The sequence below is a fragment of the Aliiglaciecola sp. genome, from assembly GCF_039982535.1.
GTDB lineage: Bacteria > Pseudomonadota > Gammaproteobacteria > Enterobacterales > Alteromonadaceae > Aliiglaciecola.
Map to the genome: position 1 here is coordinate 61,423 of NZ_JBDWYG010000025.1, position 25,010 is coordinate 86,432.

At 42.5% G+C, this 25,010-nt stretch carries 20 protein-coding genes; 8 read left to right on the top strand and 12 right to left on the bottom strand.

Features of this window, described 5'->3' with window-relative positions; genetic code table 11:
- Position 1 precedes the first annotated feature (1 nt).
- Positions 2 to 1,183 (bottom strand): Gfo/Idh/MocA family oxidoreductase, encoded by a 1,182-nt coding sequence (locus ABJV04_RS05490; RefSeq protein ID WP_348490299.1) that lies wholly within the window; start codon positions 1,181 to 1,183, stop codon positions 2 to 4.
- A gap of 160 nt (positions 1,184 to 1,343) precedes the next feature.
- On the opposite strand from ABJV04_RS05490, the gene ABJV04_RS05495 reads away from it, so the two are divergent.
- Positions 1,344 to 2,144, top strand: coding sequence for an AraC family transcriptional regulator (locus tag ABJV04_RS05495; RefSeq protein ID WP_348490300.1), 801 nt, complete (start codon positions 1,344 to 1,346; stop codon positions 2,142 to 2,144).
- 44 nt (positions 2,145 to 2,188) lie between these two features.
- Here the strand turns inward: ABJV04_RS05495 and ABJV04_RS05500 are convergent, their stop codons facing one another.
- On the bottom strand, positions 2,189 to 3,031 hold the full coding sequence (locus ABJV04_RS05500) for a TIM barrel protein (RefSeq protein WP_348490301.1): 843 nt from the start codon (positions 3,029 to 3,031) through the stop codon (positions 2,189 to 2,191).
- Between the two features lie 272 nt (positions 3,032 to 3,303).
- On the opposite strand from ABJV04_RS05500, the gene ABJV04_RS05505 reads away from it, so the two are divergent.
- On the top strand, positions 3,304 to 4,611 hold the full coding sequence (locus tag ABJV04_RS05505) for an amidohydrolase (protein WP_348490302.1): 1,308 nt from the start codon (positions 3,304 to 3,306) through the stop codon (positions 4,609 to 4,611).
- Between the two features lie 78 nt (positions 4,612 to 4,689).
- Complete coding sequence (locus ABJV04_RS05510; protein ID WP_348490303.1) at positions 4,690 to 5,853, top strand: YcbX family protein; 1,164 nt, start codon at positions 4,690 to 4,692, stop codon at positions 5,851 to 5,853.
- Positions 5,854 to 5,871: 18 nt separating this feature from the next.
- On the opposite strand, the gene nagA is transcribed toward ABJV04_RS05510, so the two are convergent.
- The 8 genes from nagA to pedF form a co-directional block, all read right to left on the bottom strand.
- A complete protein-coding gene (nagA, locus tag ABJV04_RS05515) occupies positions 5,872 to 7,026 on the bottom strand; it encodes an N-acetylglucosamine-6-phosphate deacetylase (RefSeq protein WP_348490304.1) in 1,155 nt (384 codons plus the stop codon).
- A 75-nt stretch (positions 7,027 to 7,101) separates the two neighbouring features.
- Positions 7,102 to 7,995, bottom strand: coding sequence for a BadF/BadG/BcrA/BcrD ATPase family protein (locus tag ABJV04_RS05520; RefSeq protein ID WP_348490305.1), 894 nt, complete (start codon positions 7,993 to 7,995; stop codon positions 7,102 to 7,104).
- A 142-nt stretch (positions 7,996 to 8,137) separates the two neighbouring features.
- Positions 8,138 to 8,659 (bottom strand): response regulator, encoded by a 522-nt coding sequence (locus ABJV04_RS05525; protein WP_348490306.1) that lies wholly within the window; start codon positions 8,657 to 8,659, stop codon positions 8,138 to 8,140.
- Positions 8,656 to 9,834: a HAMP domain-containing sensor histidine kinase gene (locus ABJV04_RS05530; RefSeq protein ID WP_348490307.1), complete on the bottom strand. Its 1,179-nt coding sequence runs from the start codon at positions 9,832 to 9,834 to the stop codon at positions 8,656 to 8,658. The genes ABJV04_RS05525 and ABJV04_RS05530 overlap by 4 nt, the downstream gene beginning before the upstream one ends.
- Before the next feature lie 535 nt (positions 9,835 to 10,369).
- Positions 10,370 to 12,460: a 4Fe-4S binding protein gene (locus ABJV04_RS05535; protein ID WP_348490308.1), complete on the bottom strand. Its 2,091-nt coding sequence runs from the start codon at positions 12,458 to 12,460 to the stop codon at positions 10,370 to 10,372.
- Positions 12,461 to 12,647: 187 nt separating this feature from the next.
- On the bottom strand, positions 12,648 to 14,411 hold the full coding sequence (locus ABJV04_RS05540) for a PQQ-dependent methanol/ethanol family dehydrogenase (protein ID WP_348490309.1): 1,764 nt from the start codon (positions 14,409 to 14,411) through the stop codon (positions 12,648 to 12,650).
- 526 nt (positions 14,412 to 14,937) lie between these two features.
- Positions 14,938 to 15,831 (bottom strand): transporter substrate-binding domain-containing protein, encoded by an 894-nt coding sequence (locus tag ABJV04_RS05545; RefSeq protein ID WP_348490310.1) that lies wholly within the window; start codon positions 15,829 to 15,831, stop codon positions 14,938 to 14,940.
- A gap of 3 nt (positions 15,832 to 15,834) precedes the next feature.
- Entirely contained in the window at positions 15,835 to 16,281 is a 447-nt protein-coding gene (pedF, locus tag ABJV04_RS05550) for a cytochrome c-550 PedF (protein ID WP_348490311.1), read from the bottom strand.
- 236 nt (positions 16,282 to 16,517) lie between these two features.
- Between pedF and ABJV04_RS05555 the strand changes: the two genes are divergently transcribed.
- From ABJV04_RS05555 to ABJV04_RS05575, 5 genes are all read left to right on the top strand, one after another.
- Positions 16,518 to 17,798: an ABC transporter substrate-binding protein gene (locus ABJV04_RS05555; protein ID WP_348490312.1), complete on the top strand. Its 1,281-nt coding sequence runs from the start codon at positions 16,518 to 16,520 to the stop codon at positions 17,796 to 17,798.
- Between the two features lie 2 nt (positions 17,799 to 17,800).
- Entirely contained in the window at positions 17,801 to 18,760 is a 960-nt protein-coding gene (locus ABJV04_RS05560; protein ID WP_348490313.1) for a YVTN family beta-propeller repeat protein, read from the top strand.
- Positions 18,757 to 19,521, top strand: a complete 765-nt coding sequence (locus ABJV04_RS05565) for an ATP-binding cassette domain-containing protein (RefSeq protein ID WP_348490314.1) — start codon at positions 18,757 to 18,759, stop codon at positions 19,519 to 19,521. Before ABJV04_RS05560 ends, ABJV04_RS05565 begins: the two co-directional genes overlap by 4 nt.
- Positions 19,518 to 20,315, top strand: a complete 798-nt coding sequence (locus ABJV04_RS05570; protein WP_348490315.1) for an ABC transporter permease — start codon at positions 19,518 to 19,520, stop codon at positions 20,313 to 20,315. Before ABJV04_RS05565 ends, ABJV04_RS05570 begins: the two co-directional genes overlap by 4 nt.
- Positions 20,316 to 20,376: 61 nt before the next feature.
- Positions 20,377 to 21,042 (top strand): response regulator transcription factor, encoded by a 666-nt coding sequence (locus ABJV04_RS05575; RefSeq protein ID WP_348490316.1) that lies wholly within the window; start codon positions 20,377 to 20,379, stop codon positions 21,040 to 21,042.
- 65 nt (positions 21,043 to 21,107) lie between these two features.
- On the opposite strand, the gene ABJV04_RS05580 is transcribed toward ABJV04_RS05575, so the two are convergent.
- Together ABJV04_RS05580 and nosP are read right to left on the bottom strand one after the other, a co-directional pair.
- Complete coding sequence (locus ABJV04_RS05580) at positions 21,108 to 23,792, bottom strand: NahK/ErcS family hybrid sensor histidine kinase/response regulator (protein WP_348490317.1); 2,685 nt, start codon at positions 23,790 to 23,792, stop codon at positions 21,108 to 21,110.
- The gene (gene nosP / locus ABJV04_RS05585; protein ID WP_348490318.1) at positions 23,758 to 24,969 is read right to left on the bottom strand and encodes a nitric oxide-sensing protein NosP; all 1,212 of its coding nucleotides are present in this window, start codon (positions 24,967 to 24,969) and stop codon (positions 23,758 to 23,760) included. The genes ABJV04_RS05580 and nosP overlap by 35 nt, the downstream gene beginning before the upstream one ends.
- Positions 24,970 to 25,010 lie beyond the last annotated feature (41 nt).

The window sequence follows — 25,010 nt, forward strand, 5'->3', positions numbered from 1 at the left end:
CTTAAAGCTGAATATTGGAGAGTAAAAATGGATGCCACTTTTGCGCAGACTTACTGGCTGCTACAGTATTCTCAATGAATGCCATACCGCGAATTGCGGCGTTTATGCCAGGTGCCTGAAGGGAAATATCAGTTATTTTCGACTGCTCAAAATCACCAATTTGTTGAGCAAATTGTGCATATAAATTAGCAAAGGCTTCGATATAGCCTTCTGGGTGCCCGGCAGGTGTGCGCAAACTCTGTGCTGTTGTCGCGGCACAGTCGCCCACCCCAGCTCGAATCATTTGGCTAGGTTTGTCATTAAATCTCAGCCAAAGGGTATTGGGTTCCATTTGCTGCCATTGCAGGCTGGCTTTCTTACCATAAATACGAATGTTTAGATTATTTTCTTCACCAACAGCAATTTGGCTGGATAATAAAACCCCTTTAGCGCCGTTGTTAAAACGCAACAGCACAGTGCCATCATCATCTAATTCACGGCCATCAACTACCGGCTCTAAATCCGCACATAGCTGGACAATTTCCAATCCGCTAATGGTTTCGGCTAAGTTAGCGGCATGGACACCTATGTCTCCCATGCAACAACTCACTCCAGCGCGTTCAGGATCTAAACGCCAACTGGCTTGCTTACCCTGTTCATCTTCTTTGTTGGCTAACCAACCTTGAGAGTACTCCACAACTATCTTAGTGATCTCTCCCAACTCGCCATTAGCCACCCTCGCTGTGGCTTCTTTGACCATTGGGTAACCGGTATAGGTATGCGTGAGGCCATACAAACAACCAGAGCCTTCAATAATCTCTTTCAGCTCAAGGGCTTCGTTTAAGGTAAAGGTTGCTGGTTTATCGGACATCACATGGAAGCCGGCCCGCAGTGCGGCTACGGCCACAGGAAAATGTAAATGATTCGGCGTAACTATGGAAACAAACTGCATCCGTTGGGAGGCTGGGAGCTTAGCCTCTTGTGTAAACATAGTGTTAAAGTCTGAATAGCAGCGTGCTGCGGGTACACTTAACAGTTGCCCGCTTTCTTGACTATTTTTCGGGTCAGAACTAAATGCACCACAAACCAGTTCAATCTTACCATCCAGGTTAGCTGCTGCGCGATGAATAGCGCCGATAAAGGCACCTTGACCACCGCCAACCATACCCATACGAACTTTTTTCGACGACCTATCGATTTCCATGAAGACCTAACCTTAAGCAATTTTTGTAACAAATCATTATCAAGTATAGGTAATTTACTATTGCTCTAGATATGATTTAATCGGTCAATAGTGCAATAATTTCGGCGCGCATCTAGGTAAAATCGGATAAACTAGCCTTGAGTAGCTAGTGGAGGGAGATATGTCACAATTCTGGATTGAATCTATGGGGGAGCTAGAGATCAAACAATTAGTAGAAGTGTTTGAACTCACCCCTGACATTTTGTTTTGGATTAAAGATCGTCAAAGCCGAGTGGTTTATGCCAATAACGCCTATTTAGAACACTCGGGGTTTCACAGTCGAAGCCAAGTGTATGGAAAGACAGATACAGAACTTTTTGCGCCCCATTTAGCATTGCAATATATCACTGACGATCGGAAACTGCTGGATGGCGAATTAATTACCGCTCGCTTAGAAATGAACCTATCTAAAGATGGTGAGTTAGGCTGGTTTTCAACTTCAAAACGGCCATTGCGAGATAAAAATGACGAGATTATCGGTTCCTATGGCATTACTCGGCATTTCCATAAGTCCTCACAAGCCCTAGCTAATTTTGAAAGTATCCGTGTGCCACTGGATTTTATTCGTAAAAATTACCACCGTGGGATTTCGTTAACCGAACTGGCGGACTTATCTCATTTATCGGTCAGCGCACTTGAACGGCGTTTCAAAAAGCAATTATCCAAGACCCCCACACGCATTATCAACGAAGTTAGATTGGAAAATGCGCGATTATTATTGGTGGAAACCGATACGCCTATTTCGGAAATTGCGTTTAAATGTGGTTTTAGCGATCACAGCTATTTCACCAAACAATTTAAACAGTTTTTTGGTTTTCATCCTTCCAAAATGCGTGAACAAATGCAAAACCAACAATTACAAACTGATAAATTGAAAAATCCTGAATTTGCCAAAGCAATTGTCAATCAAGAGGCTAACTAAACAAGCGCTTAGCCAAGTCAAAACTCATTGATGCTAACTGTTGATCAGAATTTTTCTAAAGACTTAAGATAATCAATGCTTTTAGGTATCTGCTGAACCACTCTAGAAGACTCATCTTCTAAAAAGAAGTACTTAATACCTTGCTTTTTGGCTTCAGCGACCACTGCTGCCACGCCCACATCACCTTGGCCTAACACTACATTGGTATCGCCATCCGCTGAGCCTTTAGACGAATTAGGAGTGCCTTTTTTACGATCTTTTAGGTGCAATGATGTGAATTTCCCTGGGTATTTTTTGAGTAATGCCGCGGGGTTCATTCCACCGTGTTTAGCCCAAAATACATCCATTTGAAATTTTGCCTGATCCACATTCTGAATAATGTAATCAAACAAAGTTTCATCTTTATAGGGGAGAAACTCATATCCATGAGCATGATATTGCAAGGTCACACCGTGCTTTTTGAGCAGAGCACCAGCTTCATTCATTACTTTAACGGTCTTCTCAGCATCTTCAAACAGGAAGTTTTCACCGTGGGGGACCCAATAAAAAGTGGTATATTTTGCGCCATAAAATTTTGCTCTGTACACCGCTGCCATAGGGTTATCTCTAATTTCCTCAAAGCTGGTATCTGTGCTCACTACATCAATACCCCGCTTATCCAATTGTGCTTTAAACTCTTCAACGGAATAACCATACAAATCACGACTACCTTCCACAGCAAGTAATCCCCAATCTTGAATTTGGTCGAGTGTCTTGGCTGGGTCGTCAGCAAATTGATGACGTAAACTGAATAATTGCAGTCCCAATTCATGGGCAGATAACTGAGCGCTAGATAAAAGGCAAAGGCTGATTGTTAGGCTACTTACAAGTCGTTTCATCGTTGTCATGACTTACTTCCGTGGTCGATTGATTGATATTGGAATAGCCGAAATCATATAAGCTTGTGGGTCAGAACCCGTATAATAAAATCGGTTGAAGCTATAACAATTTCAGCGAATAACATTTTGTTAACGTTTCCAGTCAAGTTCCTCTTGATAAAAAACCTAGCTCATTCCATGGCCTAATAATCATATTCATTAAATCCTAGATAACACCAAGATTATAAAAGTTAAATTTAGTAGACTGCTTAAACCAAGTTTAGATTTAAAGGATCAACAGGGTGAAACTTTCAAAATATTTTATAATTTTTATGTTCGGTTTAGTGCTTTCTAGCCAAGCATTCAGTGCTGAGTTAGAAGCCTTAATAGCCCAAAAAAGTGACGAGATTGAATCTGAAGTCATTAAGCTAAGACGTCGTTTTCATGAGCATCCTGAACTATCTAATCGCGAATTCGAAACGGCTAAAACCGTAGCTGCGTACTTAACCGATTTGGGAATGGAAGTAGAAACGGGCATTGCTTATACAGGAGTGGTTGGCATTCTTAAGGGTGGTAAACCCGGTAAAGTGGTTGCGCTTAGAGCCGATATGGACGCTCTACCTGTAACCGAACAAACCGGTTTAAGTTTCGCCTCAACCCAGCGCTCCCAATACAACGGCAAGGAAGTCGGCGTAATGCATGCCTGTGGGCACGATGCCCATATGGCCATTCTGCTGGGTACCGCGAAGGTATTAGCCAGCATGCAAGAACAAATCCCTGGCACCATTAAGTTTATATTTCAACCAGCTGAAGAAGGTGCGCCACCTGAAGAAGGCGGCGGTGCAGCCATGATGATTGAGGAAGGTGTGTTAGCTGGCGAGTACGCTCCTGAAGCCATATTTGGTTTACATGTTTGGCCGTATAAATCCGGTGATATTCTGTATCGTCCCAAAGGTGCGATGGCCGCGGTAGATACCTTTTTTGTTGAGGTAACGGGTAAACAAACCCATGGTTCATCACCTTGGTTAGGGGTTGATCCTATTGTAGCTGCAAGCCAAATTGTAACGGCAATTCAAACCATACCCAGCAGACAGTTAGATATTACCGCTGCCCCCTCTGTGATTACTGTGGGCACCATCGAGGGCGGTTTGAGACACAATATTATTTCTGAGAAAGTCTCCATGAGCGGCACGATCCGCACCTTCGATAAGGAAGTCAGGAAAGAGTTACTCAAACGCTTAAAATCAACCGTTGAAACAGCCGCCTCATTAACCGGAGCCAAGGCGGAATTTAAGGTGATTTCAGCGACCTTAGTTACCTACAACGATGAGGCATTAACAGCACAGATGCTACCCACCATCAAAAAAGTGGTTGGTGAAGAGCATGTACGCCATAACGCGGTTATTATGGCCGGAGAAGACTTTTCCTATTTCCAAGATAAAATTCCAGGATTGTATTTTATGTTGGGTATAGGAGCCGATGGTGTGCCAGAAGAGGATATGAAAACCAATCACAGTCCTGATTTTTACGTCAATGAAAAGGCATTAAAAACCGGTGTGAAAGTGATGTCATCTTTAGCCATGGATTATCTAAACAGTGCATCCCAATAACATGGCTTAAAGGCCATCATTTAGGCACTGTTATATCAATAGCAGTGCGTCAACATTTTACCGAATAAGAAAAACATTGTGTCTAAACTAAGCTTAAGTCAAATCAATATCTATCCCATCAAATCCTGTGCAGGTATTTCCTTAGCCACAAGCAAAGTAGAGCAAATGGGCTTGGAGTTTGATCGCCGATTTGTATTAACCCAAACCAACGGCACTTTTATTACCGCCAGAACCGACAGCACCTTGTGTCTTGTCGAAACTCAAGTTACTGCAACAGGTTTGCGTTTAAATGCGCCAGGTATGCCCGAGTTAACCATAAAATATGCAGATTTTTCTGAAAACTATCAGATGGTTAAGGTTTGGCAAGATAACATCAATGGTCAATATTGCCACAGGGATTATGACCAGTGGTTTAGCCGTTACCTCGGCAAACCCTGTAACCTGGTGTTCTTCGGCGAACAATCTAGCCGTCAGGTAATAAACAGTAGCAGCGAGGTATCCTTTGCTGATGGGTATCCTTTTTTGGTTATTTCTCAACAAAGTTTGCAGGACCTAAATTCACGTTTGGCGTCGCCGGTAACAATGAGCCAATTTCGCCCGAATTTAGTCGTCGATAATTGCACCGCTTTTGAGGAGGATAGTTGGAAAAAAGTGCGTATTGGCGATGTCGAATTTGAAGTTATGAAGTCCTGTTCACGCTGCATATTCACCACAATCGATCCTAAATCAGCAGAAAAACACCAACAAAAAGAACCTCTGACAACACTACAAAAATATCGTAAAGATAAAAAAGGCGATGTGCTTTTTGGTCAAAATCTCATTGCCCTTAATACCGGAACTATAAGCCTAAACGACGAAGTGGTTGTAACTGAACGACAAGCTCGCACTATTCATTTTGACCTAGGCTCCAAGTCAGCAAGAAAAGCGGGGAAATCACCAATTCAAACAGAGACCGCTGAACAGAGCGCAAAAAAATCAGTGGAAATCGCTTTTTCTAGCTGGAATGTGAATCACCAGGGTGACAATCAAACCACCATTCTAGAACAAGGGGAAGCCGCCGGCTTGAACTTACCTTTCTCTTGTAGAGCGGGTATTTGCGGTAGATGTAAAGTCAAACTCAGTCGTGGCCAAGTCAAAAATATAAATGAGCTTAGCGGTTTAACAGAACAAGATGCAAACCAAGGTTACATACTTGCTTGCAGTTGTGTTCCTCAAACCGATGTGGAAATTACTAAAGCATAGCCTCGGGTGGTGCATAGATTATAATTGAGCTCCTTCACGGGCAACCTGAACACCAGCAATCCAACAACCTAAGGTATGCAGTTGCTCGTTTAACAACACAAAGTCGGCTTGCATACCCACTTCCAACTTACCTCTGTTTGAGCAAGCTAAAAATTCGGCAGGTGTTGAACTTGCCATATTCAGAGCAGAGACCAAGGGGACGTCCATATTGTGATGCAGGTTACGCACCGCTGAACTCATATCTAAGGCGGATCCGGCTAAAGTGCCATCGGGCAAGGTTAGTTTATTTCCTTGGCGAATAATCTCGGTATCTAACCAAGGTAATGAGTCAACATCTGCGCCCACATGTGCCATGGCGTCAGTGACTATCATCAACCTTTGCCAACCTTTGCACTGAAAAACTAAACGACAATTGTAGGGATGCACGTGGAGTTCATCGGCAATGATCCCACAAAAGACCCTTTCGTCATGTAATCCAGCGGCTAACATTCCGGGGTTACGGGCGGTGAGTCCTGACATGGCATTGAATAAATGGGTAAAGCCCGTAGCGCCAGCATCAATAGCCTTTAAAACGGTTTCAATATCAGCATTAGAGTGGCCAAGGGAAACAATCACCCCACAATCTACCAACTTAGCAATTTGCTGTGGCGTTACGTTTTCAGGTGCTACCGTGACCATAACCTGACCTAAGTCCTGACGACAAAAAATCTGCATTTCATCATCAGATAAGGGTCTGATGGTTTTTTCACTATGGATCCCACGCTTAGGCACACTTAAGTGCGGCCCTTCAAAATGGACACCCAAAATACCCGGCTCTTGTTGTTCAATCGCTTCGGCGATGGCCTCAGCGGCCTGCTGCATTATCTCTAGATTATCGGTAATTAAAGTGGGTAACATAGCCGTTGTGCCAAACAAACTGTGGGCTTGGCGTATTTTCTGGATAGTGGCCAGGCTTGGTTGTTGATTAAACAGAACCCCTCCCCCACCATTTACTTGAGTATCAATGAAGCCTGCCGTGACTAAACCGTTTAAAGGTAAGTCTGTGGGTTGTGGGTTTGTATCTATTGCCGTTATTACACCACCGTCAATGGTTAACCTGACGTTATCTTGAATACCCTGGCCATCGAAAAACTGACTAGCTTGGTAGTAAGTCGGTGTGGATTCCTGTGTCATTAGACCAATTACCTTAAATGGGATTAACTTATACTGAGCCTGACTAAAAGCGTCTTTATTCACTACAAAACGCGGCTAATTGCGCTTAGTTGATATCGCAAACTGTTTTTTTGCCATCATGATTGCGCCACATTCTGGGGCAGCAATAGGCTGTTTTATTGTTACTTGAATATCTTCATCTAACCAAGGAATAACACTGGGAGATAAACCACCAATAAAGGCAATTCGTTGAGGGTCATGACTTTGTAATTTTCTCGCCAAGGCACTCAAATAACTTGCCCCTTCTTTTACTATTCCTATGGCTACCGAGTCATTTTGCTCGGCATACTCGAACACTAACGGTGCCAAATTAGCAAATTTTGCAGAACTTGAGGTTAAATAGCTTTCAATGATTTGCGCAGCATCAGTGCATCCAGTAAACCGAAAAACTGCCTCAATAAAAGGACTAGATTGAGCCAATCCATCAAAACTTTCTAACGCCCACCTTAATGTCTGCAAGCCCATCCATGCGCCACTTCCTTTATCCCCCAACAGAAAGCCATGACCACCATATTCGAACTGTTGCCCTTGATGACAGGCCAAGGCAGAACTTCCCGTTCCCACGATGACAATCGCCCCTGAATCACAATGATGAGCGCCTAAACAAGCGATGTACAAATCGGTACTTAGAGTTAATTGAGCAAAAGGATGTTGCCAAGCCTGCATCTGAGATTTATAACTAGGCAAATTCAAACCAGCCAGTCCCATTCCAACGTAAGTATCTGCTAAGGCGGTAATAGGTAAATTAGCCAAGGCCATGACCTGTTCGCTCACCTGTTGAATGGAAGCTAAAGCTAATTTGAGATCCCGAGCTGGATTTGCGGGACCAGCCACACTTTCGGCTAATAGGTTTCCTTGAGCGTCCTCTAGGCGAGCTTTACATTTGCTGCCACCACCGTCTATACCCAAAAAATAGCAAGGATTTTGCAATTACATTTCCTCTTAGCAATCAAATTGCATACTAGCATGATATTTTGCTGCATGACTGAATCAACCTACCTGTTAAGATGGATTATACGCTAAGTTCTACCAACAAATACCTACCCTAGGTAGATTTTTATTGAGAGCGGTTTCAGTCAATTCTTGGTTTTTTAACCAACTTACGCTGCAAGGTTCGTCTATGCATACCAAGCTGTCGAGCAGTGGCGGAAATATTACCCTTATTGGCTTTTAAAACTTGCTGGATATGTTCCCATTCAAGTCTTGCTGGTGACATGATATTAGTATCACTGGCCGCTTCTGTAGCATTATCACCTGCTAACATTGCTAACAAGGTTTTGCTATCCACAGGTTTTGACAGGTAATCATCAGCACCGGCTTTAATGGCTTCTACAGCAGTGGCTATGCTGGCATACCCCGTTAACAGAATAATACGTGCATCAGGCAGTAACTCTCGTAATTGAGGTAAGATAGATAAGCCGCTTTGGGTGCCAACTTTCAAATCTAATATGAGGTGGGAGGGTAACGATTGTTTGGCTAATACGAGACCTTTATCCACAGTATCAGCATGCTCGCACTCGTATCCGTGATGGGTTAAACGACGTAGTAAAATACCGGCAAAACTTTGCTCATCTTCGATTAGTAGCAACTTCATTGTAAGCTTACCAACTCCATTAATATCTCAGCTACAGCCCCAGACTCTGAATGATTATATAGACGAAGTTGCGCACCTAAACGCTCTAAAGTAGCGTGACTGAGCAATACTCCCATGCCAAACCCCTGTTCACTTTCTACTAAGGTTGAACCTAATTCCAGCAAACTTTCTTCGGGTAATCCAGCACCAAAATCACGAATAGTTAATACTAGTTGCTGTGTTTGAGCACGATTATCTAGATGACACTGAATTTGGATCTGATGGCAGTTATTGCGCTTACTTGATTGCACCGCATTTTGGATTAAATTTAATAATGCCGGTAACAAAGTGGTGTCAGCTCTTACCGCTAAGTTATCTAAACTAGGAATGCTGTATTGCACCTCGATATCAGCAAAGTTTAATTGTATTTCTTCTTGTAATTTAGCAACTAGTTGAGGCATGGGGATCAGTCTTTTGCTGTTCAATTTTACCTCTTCCGACATTTCTCTAAAATCTTGTAAGCGGCGGCGACATAGGTGCAATTGCTCGCTCAACTGTTTAAGTAACGGATTATCTTCGGGCAGCTCAAATTCTAGCTCTTCGGTGAGTAAATTTGCAGTGGCTAGAGGAGTGGCCAGTTGGTGAGCAAATTGCGCCGCAGTGGTGCCTAAGGCAACTAATTGCTCTTGTCGTAATTGTTCCTCTCGTAGCTTACTCACAAACCGCTCTTGATTACGCATAGCCTGAGCTAAAGACGCAACCACCAGCACCACCACAAGGGCAGACAAAACAAAATTCACCCACATGCCAAGGAAATGCTGTTGCATATCCACCATATGCATTTGATGGGAATCAATACTAAAAAACAATACAGAATAAGCTGCCAATGCCACCAAGCTGACCAAAATTAAAAGACGGCGAGAAAGGGTCACTGCGGCTATGGCAACCGGAATCAACAACAAAGAAACGAAGGGGTTTGTAGCCCCTTTAGCAAAGTATAAGAGTATTGTGAGGAGCAGAATATCCAGTAAAACTTGGAACAAATACTCACTCTCACGAGCGTTTCGATTGCCTCTGTAGCAATAAAACAGCACCATATTCACAGCGAGTTCGATGACAATAATTAGCTTTAGGGTTAAATAGGGAAGCGTATATTCAAACCAGTATTCGGCGAACAGCACGACTAACAATTGCAAAAAGATAAACCCATACCTAAGTTTTATCAGTAGCAAAAGGTGACGGTTAGTTTGTAGGTGCGGTCTGGACATCAAATGGCTCAAATATAATTTTTGTATTTATAGCAGTTTATAGTGCCAAACTAAACCCACAGGCCATCGACTGCAGCTATAGTCGGTTCAAGGTCGTTATTAATAAACAAAGTAACGATTAGGACTATTATAGAAACATAGGTGCGCACAACAATGCGACATATTGTCGCACCCTGTTGGACACCCAGAGGTTGCAAACAATAGTGAGGTTTAAATTCGTTTTCTCCACGGGCTTAAGCCCGTGCTACAACCGATGCAAAAGGCGCTAAAATTTGTAGCACGGCATTTATGCCGTGGAATATGCGCCTAGGTTATTTGAATTAGCCTATTTGCCTTATCCGATTCCCCCACGGGCTAAAGCCCGTGCTACAACGGATGTAACAGGTGAAAAAATTTGTAGCACGGCATTAATGCCGTGGATGGTGCCAGCGTAGAATGGCACCATCAATGGACAGGCTAGGGGTTACGCTGGTTGTTGGCTAACATCAATGGCTTTCCCGCGATTTTTGCGTTTATTCTTTTTAAGGGGTGGGCATAGATCATCATTGTTGTAATAAACAATACACTCTAAACACTGAACGCATTCGTTGTAATTTATCTCCCCTTTAGGTGTTATGGCTTTAATATCGCACTTATGATGACACAAGGTACAAGGCGACCCGCAGTCTTTGCGACGGGTTAGCCACTCGCCCAAATGGAAGTATCCTAAAATCGCTAAACCGGCCCCTAAAGGACACACATAACGACAGTAGAATTTGTTTATAAACAACCCTGCACCAAGTAACACCAGTGAATAAACAACAAATGGCCAATAACGATAAAACTGTAAGGTAATGGCTGTTTTAAAGGGCTCTACTTCCGATAGCACTTCAGCGGTTCGGATAGAATAAATAGAGGTCAGAACGAGACCAATGAGTATCCCATACTTAATCCACCACAATTTACTGTGTAACTCATAGGGCACTTTTTTCTGGCGAATACGCAATTTTTTAGCCACCCATCCGAGCATTTCTTGCAAGGCACCAAAAGGACACAACCACCCACAAAAGATACCTCGACCAACAATGAATAAGCTTATAAAAACGTAAATCCACAAAATAAACAAAACCGGATCCATCAAATACATTTGAATATCAAATCCATTCATCAGGCTTTGAATAATAGGAAATATATTCACTACAGATAACTGTCCTTGAGCATACCAACCAATAAAGAACAGCGTAAAAAACATAAAGCTCCAACGAACGTATCGAAATAGTTTTTGGTTAGCTGACAACTTATGCTGATAGATAAAAATCACCGTCACTAAAATTAAACTCGCGATTAAGACGCTAATTACCCCAATGCGAGATTTCCAGATTCGCACCCATGGGGGTATTGGCGCTTCAACTTCCGCAGCTTCTGCAATATCAAAAAGAGTGCGAGGCAATGCATAGTCATCTTGAAAAAGAGCTTGCTGTTGGACGAGGTGGTTTTTCGCCACGGTTAAATTAAGGGATAGCTGCATATCTAAACTAGGGTTGAATCCCGATTGCGTATTCACAACAAATAATTGCAAGTCATCGGTTATGGGCGCTCCAGATGCGAGACTTGGCTCAGTAAAACTATAAAAATTCAGATCACGCATGGCTAAGGGCAAATTGCCCTGCTCTAAATTAATTTGGTCGGCCACAGTACCTGGCTTGAAATCATCCTCAAGATAATGAAAAAAGCCCTCAGACATCACCGCAAAAGCTTGCTCATTGGGCTTGAGTACAGCCATTAATCGCTGGTACTCAGCCTCGCCAAGTAAGTTGATACCAATGCTGGGTGCATTTAGGTATGCGTAGTAAATAGTAAACTCATTGCCTAGTTCGGTAGCAAAGGTGTCTGCTGGAAAATCCTCTAAAGAGGCATTCAATTCTTGCTCAAATTGTTGCCGCGTTAGCGTCCATTTTTTTACGTAACCTTTATCAACAAGTTGTTGCCAATTCAAAGGGGAAAAGTCGTCTTTGGGGGTTGCCAGTGGTGCGACGGTAAAGCCTTCTAACATGTTTCTTGCCACTTGCAATGACGACAACAACACAGTGTCATTGACTACAATGACTGAAACCGTTGCTTTGGTAACACCATCAACATGTACTGTCTTGTCATCAAGATTAGTATCATTCGCCGCTTTGTCGACAATGATTCTATTCGATACATTTTTGCCAATGTATTGTTCAATAAACGCGTTTAGTGGCTCAGGCCCTAAGCCATGAAGAAATATGGGTTCGTGATGGGATAAAATCTCAATACCTTTAATATTACCTGCGGTATCAATACCAATTAGTAGGTTAATTCTATCTCCAGAAAAACCAGGAAAATCAACTAAATCGTTGGTTTGGAAAGCGTAACCCAACAATTCTTGGAGTTGGTAAATGGGTTGGACAGGGTACTCAGCTAAGGTATCGCCAATTAATGTTGCTTTAGGGAATATTTGTTTTATTTGCTGCTCAGATATAGAAGAACCTAAGCTGGTTCCACTAAATAGAATTAAAGCAAAGCAGAATAGAGTGTTGCGCAGAGTCATCATGGCAATTAGTGTCCTAACTTGCCCCAGTTCCTAGTCGAACTGACGAAATACAACAAAAACAGTCTGAGGATAAGCATTACAGACCACTAAGGCCAATCCAAACTGAAAGCTAACCTTCAGAGTGGATTGGTATTTCAATAAAAAGCGCGGCAAGATGGTGGGACCCCCCCTTGCCACGGTGCCGCCTCTAGCTACGTGGCAACTTAAAGGTCCAAACGGTGCCGCCTTGGTTAATGTCCTTCACAGTCTTAGCAACTTCTCCGCCCCATAATGGAACAGCGCCACCCCAACCAGATAGAACACTCAAGTATTGTTCACCGTCTTTTTCCCAAGTAACAGGGGAGCCAACAATGCCAGATCCAGTGTTAAACTTGTAAACGATTTCGCCTGTTTTGGCGTTGAAACCATACAGGTAGCCTTCAGGAGTTCCGGTAAAGACTAAATTACCCGCAGTGGCTAACACTCCCCCCCATAAAGGCGCAGGATTTTTGAATTCCCAAACCAGCTCACCGGTTTTAGGGTCAACTGCTTTTAATGAGCCAATATGGTCAAAGATAGGTTTTATGGTAAATCCAGAACCTAGGTAAGCTGCACCTTTTTTGTAGCTTACTGGCTCATTCCAAATATCCATGCCCCATTCGTTAGAAGGAACGTAGAATAATCCTGTGTCTTGGCTATACGCCATAGGCATCCAGTTTTTCCCGCCTAAGAAAGAAGGAACAGACCAAATAGTTTTACCTTTTTCTCCTGACTCTGCATCGGCAGGGTTACCCGGACGGCCTTCTTCGTTGTAGATAGGACGACCATTTTCATCCAAACCTTTTGCCCAAGTAATACCGCTAACAAATGGGAAACCACGAATAAACTTACCATCTTCACGATTTAGAACGTAAAAATAGCCGTTTCTATCTGCTGTCGCCGCAGCTTTGACTGTTTTGCGACCGTCTTTATAATCAAACGCAATCAACTCGTTTACACCATCAAAGTCCCAACCATCATGTGGTGTGGTTTGGAAGTGCCAAACGATCTTTCCGGTATCAGGGTCAATGGCTAGACGAGAGGAACTATATAGGTTATCACCAGGACGTAGATGAGAGTTCCAAGGTGCAGGGTTACCCGTTCCCATGAAAATAAGATCTGTATCTGGGTCATAAGTACCACCTAACCAAGTAGCTGCGCCACCGGTTTTCCACAAATCGCCAGTCCAAGTTTTATTGGCTTCACCACCAGTAATGCCATTTTCCTTACCATTAAGGTAGCCCATGTGGCCTTCAACAGTAGGGCGTGTCCAGATTAGCTCTCCGGTTTTAGCATCGCGGGCTTCTACTTTACCGACAATCCCAAACTCACCACCAGATACACCAGTGACAACCATACCTTTAACAATCATAGGTGCTGCAGTTGAAGAATAACCTGCTTTGTAGTCACCCATTTTTTTACGCCAGCGAACCTTACCGGTTTTTTGATCTAGAGCGACTAAGATTGCATCTAGGGTGCCGAAAATAACCACATCGTCGTAGATTGCTACGCCACGGTTAATAACGTCACAGCAAGGCATAATGCCATCTGGTAAACGCGCTTCGTACTGCCAAAGTTCATCACCAGTATTTACATCAATTGCATATACTCGAGAATAAGAACCGGTCACGTACATCACACCATCTTTAACAATTGGTTGTGATTCCTGTCCACGTTGTTTTTCTCCCCCTAGGGAAAAAGCCCAAACAGGGTGCATTTTTTTAACGTTTTTAGTATTTAAGGTTTCAAGAGGACTATATCGCTGGCCACGAGGACCAAGGCCATAGCTCACAATATCATCAGTGGTTTTTTGGTCATTAAGTATATCTTTATCAGTGACTGCAGCATGCGTATTTGCACTTAGCATTCCCAGAGCCAGAGTTAGGCCAAGTGCCGTACTAAGCAATTGGCCAGGAATTTTTCGGCTTTTCATCAGTATTCTCCAGTAGTTCAACAGGTACTTAAGGCGTTACATCACCTTTTTTGTTTTTCCGAGGCTGTCTCAAGTACTGACCTTTATCCCCGGCGTGTAACTTTATTGTCCGTCTATTGCGGTGTAGAGCATTGAACTGCTTTCACCACCTTCGCCGTCATAAATAGTATTCAACAACAACTTGTTAACAACCATTGAACCTTGGATTATCATTCTTAGTCCGTTGGTAGTAGTACTTCCATAAAAACACCCATTATTTGGAAATTAATTACCCGAACGATTTAAAAATAAGATTCGAGAAAACCTGTCACCCTATTCGCAGACATCTACCCAAGCAGCAGAAATTAACCTTCAAATTAGGCAAGAAAATGACTTCGATAGGTTGCCGCAGCTTGTGGATAATTGGGTAACAAACAAAACCATTAAAAGGCTGGGTTCTCGGCAGTCTTTTTTAACAAAAAAGGCTAGAGCAAAAAGCTATAGCCTTGGGAGGTGTTTTTTGATGACGCTTTCTTGAAGGCCTAAATTAATGGCTTTCTTGGTACAAGCTAGAGGGTTCGAAGGTAACTTTATAGTTGTCAAAGATCGTCTGCATTTGGCCGTTATCGACCATTAGTGTGACTTGATCTTCTACAGCATAGGCAAGTTGACGAAAGTCTTGCTGCACAGCCATTCCGATATCCCACGATTTGATACTTATTGCTGCCAAACCTGTAGCATTAATGGTGTAGCGAGAACCTAGCTCAGGCATGCCCCACTCTAATTGTGAACGCATTCCAGAAACAGCAGCAACGCTTTGTTCATTCAATAAATCAATGGCTTTGTAAATATTTTCACTATGAACAATATTATCGCGCAAACGACCACCTATGGTTGCTCCGAGAAAAAAGCTAGGAAGGGAGTCTATTTCCACGGCTATTTTTTCATATTGGAAAATCGCTAACGTATCAATATTGTTGGTTTTTTTGGTATCTTTAAGGATCGCCCAACTTTCCCTATGATAAGGCCCAAACATCACCACCATTTCATTCTTTGGTAATCCATAACCATCAATGGCATAACTGAATTTGTGGTCGTAAGGGACTCTCATCATTAAATCAGCTTTTTGACGAGTAATGATGTGACCTTTCCAGATGGCATTGCGCATATCATCTTCTAGGTTCTCGTCTGCGGTTATCCACATCCAGCGAACGTCTAGATTAAGTTGTTTGGCAATTTGAGCTGCTACATCCACGTCAATTCCACGGGGGGTATCGCCGTCTTGAAAGGAGTACGGTGGAAAATCGTTATACACCGCAACGGTGATAAACCCAGACTCCATAATGTCATCAAAACTTCTTGCCATTGAAATAGCGGGAAAAGCGCCTAACAGGCAAACTAAACCCGCAATAAAATAACCACGGAAAAGCCGATTAATCATGTTTTACTCTGGTACGTCACGGGTTTCAATATAGGCTTTGATTGCCCACATAGCTTCTTGGCTTAAAATTCCTTCAAAAGGAGGCATATACACACGACCATCCACTACCGCACCATGACGGATTCGACTCATAAACCATTCATCGGCCTCTTCAGGGCTGAAAAACTCATTTGGATCATTGAGTTTGCGCAAATCAGGAGTAATCCCTCCAGAGATAACTTCCAAACCATGACAACGAGCACAGTTTTGATTGTAAGCTGAATCCCCCACTTTAATCGCTTCTGCATTTCCGCTAAACGGGTTAGTTTCTAGCCACTCTTCACCTAATTGGGGTAGTGACGTTACATCCACTGCCTGAGGTGTCACATTGCCATGTGCATAAACTTGATAAGTAAATACCGACATTGCCGCTAGCGTAGTAGCACATAGTGCTGTTTTTAATTTTTTCATTAGGTTCTCCAAAAGTTGTCTAAAAAGGTAACAGCTGGCTTCTTGAAGCAGACAACTTTAGCAATCTTGTTTGTCGAGTGAGCATCACGATCCAGCCTTTGGGATAACGGTATGCCATTCGAAAAATGCTTCCAATTGTACTTAGGTAGTAAACCTTTCATCCTTTTTGCTCATACATAAAGCCTAAATCTTCAATTAGTATGGGTCAGACTTAGTGATAAATAAGGAATGTGCTCATGTTTGTGCTTAGTAGTAAGAACAATGATGCCAAAAGCGCCAGAACGGCAGAAATAACTGCCTTTACAGGCTATATGAAAAGGTCTGGAATGACCCAAGGGTTTATTTTCTTAAGCATACTTACCTTGTTGTGTTTAGGTGCACCTCTTAAAGTGCTTGCTCAGCAAAGCACTCAAAACCTGACCATACCTATCGCTATAGTGATAGAGCAACCGGCTAAACCCAACAGTGTGCTTGCCAGTAAGTTACGAGCAGAAGATTTAGCTGCAGCTGGCGCTCAATTAGGGGTAAGTGATAGCAATACCACCGGACGTTTTCTAAAACAGCATTTTTCACTCACCATCTTTGAAGATAAAAAGATTGACGAACTAGAACAGCAAGTTTCCCAATGGGAGCAGCAACACCAAGGCCCTATAATCGCAGTGGGTAGCGACGCGCTTTTAAGCACTTTGCTGAGTAACAACGCAAATCAGCGATTAGTGGTCAATGCCGCTAATCGAAGTGACAACTGGCGCACCAATCAATGTCAATCTGGACTGCTACACACCATCCCAAGCCAAGCAATGCTGAGTGATGCGCTAGCACAATTTATGGTACTCAAACGCTGGCAAAAATGGTTGATAGTGAGTTCAGCTGATCAACAAGACCAAACTATCGCAGCGTCATATAAACGTTCAGCTAAGCGATTTGGCAGTAAAGTTGTGGGGCAACGTGAATGGAGTTTCACCACAGATTTACGACGCATGGCACAACAAGAAGTCCCAGCCCTAACTCAAGGCAAAGATTACGATGTGGTTATCGTCACCGACGCTCACAACCAATATGGATTCTATTTGCCCTACAACACCTGGCTTCCGCGACCAGTGGCTGGCACCCATGGTCTTACTCCCGCCGCATGGCATCATAGTATTGAACAATGGGGAGCTGTTCAGTTGCAAAACCGCTTCAATGAATTTACCGGTAGAGATATGCAAAATGAGGACTACGCCGCTTGGTTAGCAGTTAGAGCAATAGCAGAGGCGGTGACCAGAACTAAATCAAACAATCCAAACGAACTTTACCAATACATGATGAGTGACAAATTTGAATTAGCTGCTTTTAAAGGTCGAAAGTTAACCTTCCGAAACTATAACGGGCAGTTAAGACAACCTATTCCTTTGGCCCAGCCCGATGCACTGGTCAGCCAATCACCACAACAAGGATTCCTGCATCCTTTAACGGATTTAGACACGCTTGGTTATGACAAGCCTGAAGTTAAATGCAAAATGGACGAGGTATAAAAATGAAAAACCTGTTGTTATTGTCTCTGCTACTTATAAATGTCACTTCAGCTTATGGTGAGATGGCATACGTCTCCAATGAAAAGGACGACACAATATCGGTTATTGATTTAGATGCGTTGGAAGTGGTGAATACCATTGAGGTGGGTATGCGTCCACGGGGTATCATCTTTAATAAAGATTATTCAAACTTGTATATCTGCGCCAGCGAATCCGACGCGGTACAAGTTATGGATGTAGCCACTAACCGCATTATCCACAACCTTCCCTCTGGCGAAGATCCAGAGCAATTTGCTTTACACAAAAATGACCGTCACTTGTATATAGCCAATGAAGATGACGCTATTGTTACTGTGGTAGACACAAAAATTAGAACGGTTTTAGCACAAATTGATGTGGGAGTTGAGCCTGAAGGTATGGCCATAAGCCCTGATGGAAAGTGGGCAATTAACACCACTGAAACAACTAATATGTTGCATTGGATAGATACCACAACGTTTCAGTTAGTGGACAACACCTTAGTAGACCAAAGGCCTCGTCACGTAGAGTTTACTAAAGACGGTAAGCAGCTTTGGGCGTCTTCAGAAATTGGTGGTACTGTCACAGTCGTTGATGTGGAAAGTCGAAATATACTGCACACCATTCGTTTTCATGTAAAAGGAGTACATAAAGATCGTGTTCAACCGGTAGGCATAAAACTCACCGATGATGGCAAATACGCCTTTGTAGCATTAGGGCCCTCAAATCATGTGGCTGTAGTTGATGCACAAAGCTTTGAAGTCTTGGATTACCTCTTAGTGGGCAGACGAGTATGGCAGCTTGCGTTTGCTAAAGACCAGTCATTACTATTAACCACTAATGGTGTCAGTGGCGATGTGTCTGTTATTGATGTAGAGGATCTAGACGTCATCAAAACGATTCGAGTTGGCCGTTACCCCTGGGGTATAGCGGTGAAGCCGTGAGTCAATATCAAATGAAAAGCGACACCAACAGCCCAGTGTTACAAGTAACCGATTTACACTATCGCTACCAACAAAAGAAAGTACTTGAAGCGGTAAACCTAACATTGGCAGCGGGGAAGTTCTACGCCCTTTTAGGGCCAAATGGGGCGGGAAAAAGTACGCTATTTTCGTTAATTTGCCGATTATTGAGTACCGAAGATGGTCAAATAAGTTTGCAAGGTCAACAGCTCAATAAATCACCAAGCAGCGTAATGCAATCAATGGGCATCGTATTTCAGCAAAGCACCCTAGACTTAGATCTAAGTGTTGCCCAAAATCTGTTATACCACGCCAGCCTGCACGGTATAAAACGAAAGGTTGCATTACAGCGTATCCAAATCGAGTTAAGCAGGTTTGAGCTTCAAGATAGACAACATGAAAAAGTCAGAACCTTAAATGGCGGTCACCGTCGCAGAGTCGAAATTGCACGCGCACTGCTCCACCAACCGGCATTATTGTTACTCGATGAAGCTAGTGTTGGTCTAGATATCGCTACCCGACAAAGCATCAATAAATACATTCGACAACTCTGTGAAGATGAAAAAATTACCGTACTGTCTTCTACACATCAAATTGATGAAATTAGTCCTGAGGATAATCTGATTATCTTGCACCAAGGCAAAGTACGCTTGGATGCCCCCTGCCAACAAGCGCTCACTGAGCAAGGATGTAGTGATGTTGCAAGCTTGTACCAGAAAATGACTCAAGGGCAATTATCATGATCAAATATTGGTACTGTTTTAACGGTATAATCAAACGAGAAATGCTGCGCTTTTTACAACAAAAAGCTAGGCTGGTGAGTGCCATTGTTAGACCATTGCTGTGGTTAGTTGTGTTTGCAGCTGGATTCCGTGCGGCTCTTGGCATCGCCATCATTCCGCCTTATCAAACTTACATCACTTACGATGTCTATATTGTGCCTGGGTTAGCCGGCATTATTTTGCTTTTTAACGGCTTACAAAGTTCTTTATCAATGGTTTACGACCGTGAAATGGGCAGTATGAAAGTATTACTCACCAGCCCAATGCCAAGGCCATTTTTGCTGATTTCCAAGCTACTAGCCGGAGCCTGTATTTCAATTATTCAAGTGTATGTGTTTTTTGCCATAGCCTGGGTATTAGGAATTAAAATGACCTTAATGGGCTACCTATTGGCCTTTCCTGCACTGCTGTTAACCGCATTAATGTTAGGCGCTCTAGGGTTGTTTTTATCATCTCGGATTAAGCAGTTAGAGAACTTTGCAGGGGTGATGAATTTTGTGGTGTTTCCAATGTTCTTCCTATCCTCAGCTTTGTATCCATTATGGAAAATGCGTGAATCAAATGAAGTGTTATATTGGATATCCCAGTACAACCCCTTTACCCACGGCGTAGAACTGATTCGTTTCGCCTTATATGAAACGGCCAATTTTAATGCAATGATAATAACCTTGGTGACAGCAGTAGTACTTAGCGCCCTCGCCATCTGGGGTTACGATCCCAAACGAAGTATGCAAAAAGTGAGAACTAAGATATGACTCGACAGTACACGCCAAAATCTTGTAAAGTAAGTGTTAAATTAAAACTAGGGTGCTTGTTATGGTAGAAATATTAGTAGCTGATGATCATCCATTATTCCGCTATGCGATAACTGACTTTGTAGAGCGTAATATTCCTGATACCACAACGATCACCTGTACTGATTTGGAAGAGGCCCTTGTTCAAGCCGAAGAGAATCCAAATATTGATCTTGTGTTGCTTGATCTCAACATGCCCGGTATGGACGGATTAAATGGAATAGTACGTTTTCGTAATTTATACCCAGAAGTCCCAATTGTTATTGTTTCCGCGGAAGAAGATAAGAGTATCGTTTTACAGTCTTTTACCTACGGTGCTGTGGGATTCATTACCAAATCATCCAGTTGTGAACAAATTGTCGCGGCCATTGAGCAGGTTCTATCGGGGCAGGTCTATTTGCCACCAGATATTATTCGTAAAGGCTCGGTATCTTCACCGAAAAAGGAACTGGCTGCACAACAAATCGATCCAAAATTGATTGGTGCATTAACAAGACGACAACTCTTGGTGTTCGAATGCATCACCAAAGGTAAGTCCAATAAACAAATTGCATACGAACTGAATATTGCTGAAACCACAGTAAAAGCACATGTATCGGCAATATTGAATAAGCTTAATGTGCATAATCGAATTCAAGCCGCTTTGTGCGCGGCAAACATCGATTTCAACCAATATCTAATCCGCTAAAAAACGGGCTTTATAGGCTAAACCCAACTCACCTTAAGTCATCAGCTTATATAAGGTCAGTTGGGTTACTTGTTGGATAATAAGTTGGAAATAGCCAACTTCATTTTATGGGGTTTTACTGGCTTATTGAGTAGAGAATAGCCTTTTTCTCTCACTTGTTGACGAAGCTCATTGGTATAGTTAGCCGTAATCATAATCACCGGCACTGATTTGCCCAAAACTTTTTCGGTGATCTGCAACGCATCAAACCCGGTTTCGCCATTATCAAGGTGAAAGTCTGCAACAATTAAATCAGGTGACAAGGAGCTCAGCCAACTTTCATCTTGCAGTTGTTCCAAGGTTTGAACACTAGTGACATGGCACCCCCAGCCTTGAAGCAAGGTTTCCATACCCGAACAAATTTCGATATCGTTATCGATAATCAAAATATTAGCGTCCTCTAAATGACTATTAAAGCGGTCTTGAGCGGTCACCTGATTAACTGATAACTCTTGGGCACTTTTGCTGCCGTAGGGTATGAAAATACTAAATCTAGAGCCTTGTCCTTCAACAGAAGAGACGGAAATACGATGGTTCATAACACTGGCCAACTTTTCGACAATAGCCAGTCCTAATCCCAGCCCCTGATCATGGCGTCGTTTTTTCCCATCAATGCGATTAAATTCGTGGAATATTTCCACTAACTTATCATCTGGTATACCGATACCGGTATCACACACCTGGATTTCCAGAGCAGATTTACGTCTGCGAACGCCCAACAGTATTGAGCCCTCATTGGTGTATCGTACTGCGTTACTAAGTAAATTCCGTAAAATCCGCGCCAACAAATAAGCATCTGAACGCACCACACTGGTTGAGCCACTAAATCGAAAGCGTAGATTTTTTGATTCAGTTTGTTTGGTAAATTCACTCGCTAGGTTATTCAGTAAATCATTAACCGAAAAGTCTTCTAAAACCGGCTCAATAAGCCCAGCTTCAAGTTTCGAAATATCCACTAACGCACTGATTAGTGATTCGAGATTTTCCAAAGAGTAGCTTAACGAACTAAGTAACTTTTCGGCATCCGCGCTTAAACTTAGTTCATTGAGGGCTGCCACAAAAAGTCGTGACGAATTCATCGGTTGTAATAAGTCATGACTAGTAGCAGCGAGAAACTTACTTTTAGATTCATTGGCACGATCAGCTTCACTTTTCGCATCTATTAAACTTTTTTCAGCTAACTGACGATCTTCTATTTCTTGACGTAATTGCAGATTAATTTCAGAGATTTTCTGGGTGCGTTGATTAACCCGCTGCTCCATGTAGTCATAGGCATGGCGTAACGCTTTGGCCGTTCTGCGCTGTTCAGTGACGTCTTGTTCTAACGTGAAAAATCCAATGACATTACGATCTTGGTCAAAGTGTGGGATGAATGTCTTGTTAGAAATACGTGGATTACCGCCATCATGCCGATGCTCAAGTTCAAAATTCACTGATTGCCCTTGCATGGCTCTTTCAATGTACAAATACAGTTTGTTGAACTCTTCTTCACCTAGCACTTCATTAAGGTGATGACTAATAATTTCTGAGCGAGAGCGATGGAACCATTTTTCAAATTCACGATTCACGAACTCATAACACATATCTTTATTCACATAAGATATCAGCGCTGGCATAGCGTCGGTGATTAATCGAATACGCTGTTCACTTTCTTGCAGAGCCTGTTGGTTTAGACTGCGTTCGGTTATATCAGTGTAACTATTCAGGTATCCACCGCCACTGATTGAGTGCCGTTTGATAAGAATAACCTTGCCACTTTGCAAGGTTTTTTCAGTCTCAAAATCATCCTTTTGGGTCAGAATACCTGACAATTGGTTCTCGGTAAGTGACTCATCTAACTCACTACCTTGCAGTAGCTCAAGATAATTATCACCACGATGAATTTTGTTTTTGCGAATACCGGCTAATTGTAAAAACCGTTTGTTCCATGTTTCGATATTGCCATTTGCATTTACTAAAGCAATGCCTTGAGACATGTTCTCTAACGTCGATTTAAGTACCTGAGCCTGTTCAGCCATGGCTTTTTCATAGCGCAGTTCATCACTTTGTTTAATGTTAGTAATGTCGGTATAAACTACAACTAGGTCACCTTCAGAGGTCTTTCTCTCGGACATTTGAATCCAGGTGCCATCCTTGAGTTTAAAAATAGTATGGGTGATAGGATCAGGGTACATTCCCACGGTCTTTTGTGCTTTTGCCTGCTTATCAACATAAGGTAAAGACGCGGCAGTGATTTCCTGAAAGGTTGTTTTGCCAATTTCAAAATCAATATTGTGTCTGCGCCAGAACTCACTGCAACGGCTATTTACCATCACCATTTTTCGTTCAGCATCAAATAAAGCGAAGGATTCAGAGATACTTTCAATTGCATCATTGAGTCTTTGTCGTGCCTGGTCTGATGCTTGGCGGTTATGTTCAGCATCCAAACGTGCTTGTTCTAATTTTTGGTTCGACTCTTCAAGTCGATGAAGGGTTTGTTGCAGTTTTTGAGTTCGTTCTTTTACTTTATCAGCCAGCAGCGCAGCATCTTCGAAGGATTGATATGCGTCACTGTGATTTCCCCATCCCATTTCAACGCGACGCATCAAAACATTGTTTATTTTGCTAAGTTTTTGATTTTCATAGCGCAGTTGTTCTAGTTCAGTTCTCTCATGATCTACTTTGACAGTTAGCTCATTACTTTCTGGTAAGGGAACGTTGGTTTGGGTCATATGGATATCCAATTGCAACACCCGTAAAGGTATGATTCAGGTGCAATCCGTTAATTTGTTCGCCATAGGTACTAAAGCCGATTACATTGTTCTTTCGATACATTACAGACATTTCTTCGGCAATATCATGGTGTTCTATTTCTATACGTCGGTGAATACAATCAAATCCAATAACCAACTGCATTTCACCAACAGATTCTTTCAATAAATTAAAAATAAGCGATGTATGTGGTAACAATCCAGGCGAAATCATTTTAGTTAACACCACGCCTGAGTCGATGGCACAGAAAAAGGTTAAACTCAGATCGTCATTCACTTTTTGAATACTGCGAATATACAATTGTTCACCAAATTGTACCGCCAGTGGATACATAGCAAAAGTTTTAGAGTTCAGATCTTCTAACTTTAAACCATTAATCCTGCAATATTCTAAAGCAGCCGGCTCAGCATTGAACTCATGCACCACACGCGAATTAGGTGCAACCTGGGTTACCACTAGCTTTTCGTCTTCTGGTGATAAGTGATGCTGGCTAAACACTTCGAACTCACAAATTGTATTCACTAACATGATAACCGCAGCATTCGTGTAAAATTGGCCATCGTAATAAACTTGTGTATTGAGGAAGTTTTGGTCATCACCTGCTGAACCACCAACGATAGGGATATCTTGCAGACTCAAACTTAAAGCGTTTATCACCAACTCTTCACGTACCGACAAGCCATCTAATAACGACAAAGCAAAACATTGCTTTTCAATGGGATGAGGAGACACTGCTTTTTCACGCAATTTGTCCATCATTCCACCGACTAAAACATCAGATTCATCAACATTAAAAGTAGCTAAATCTTCAATTAATATAGACTCAACAGCAAATTCACTGCTACTTAATGCAAATGCGCTAATACTGTGTTTTCGATAGCCCAACGGAGTAATTTCACCAGCAGATGTACACCCTATCACCACCGTATCTGAAAAATACTTAGTCAACTCTTTCGATAGTTCTGCTTGAGGATAATTAACCCCACAATAAAACACTACACATGTTGGCTGACAAGGCGCAATCGCAGCATAAATTTCTTCGGCAGCAAGCACAGGATCAGTATGCTCGGATCCAGCCATTGCCACGCCTGGGGTAGATTTTTCCACCACACTTAAATGCAGATTTTGATTGCCCATGTTTCCTCCTGAGGTATGGAGGAATACTATCTCTTTCACAA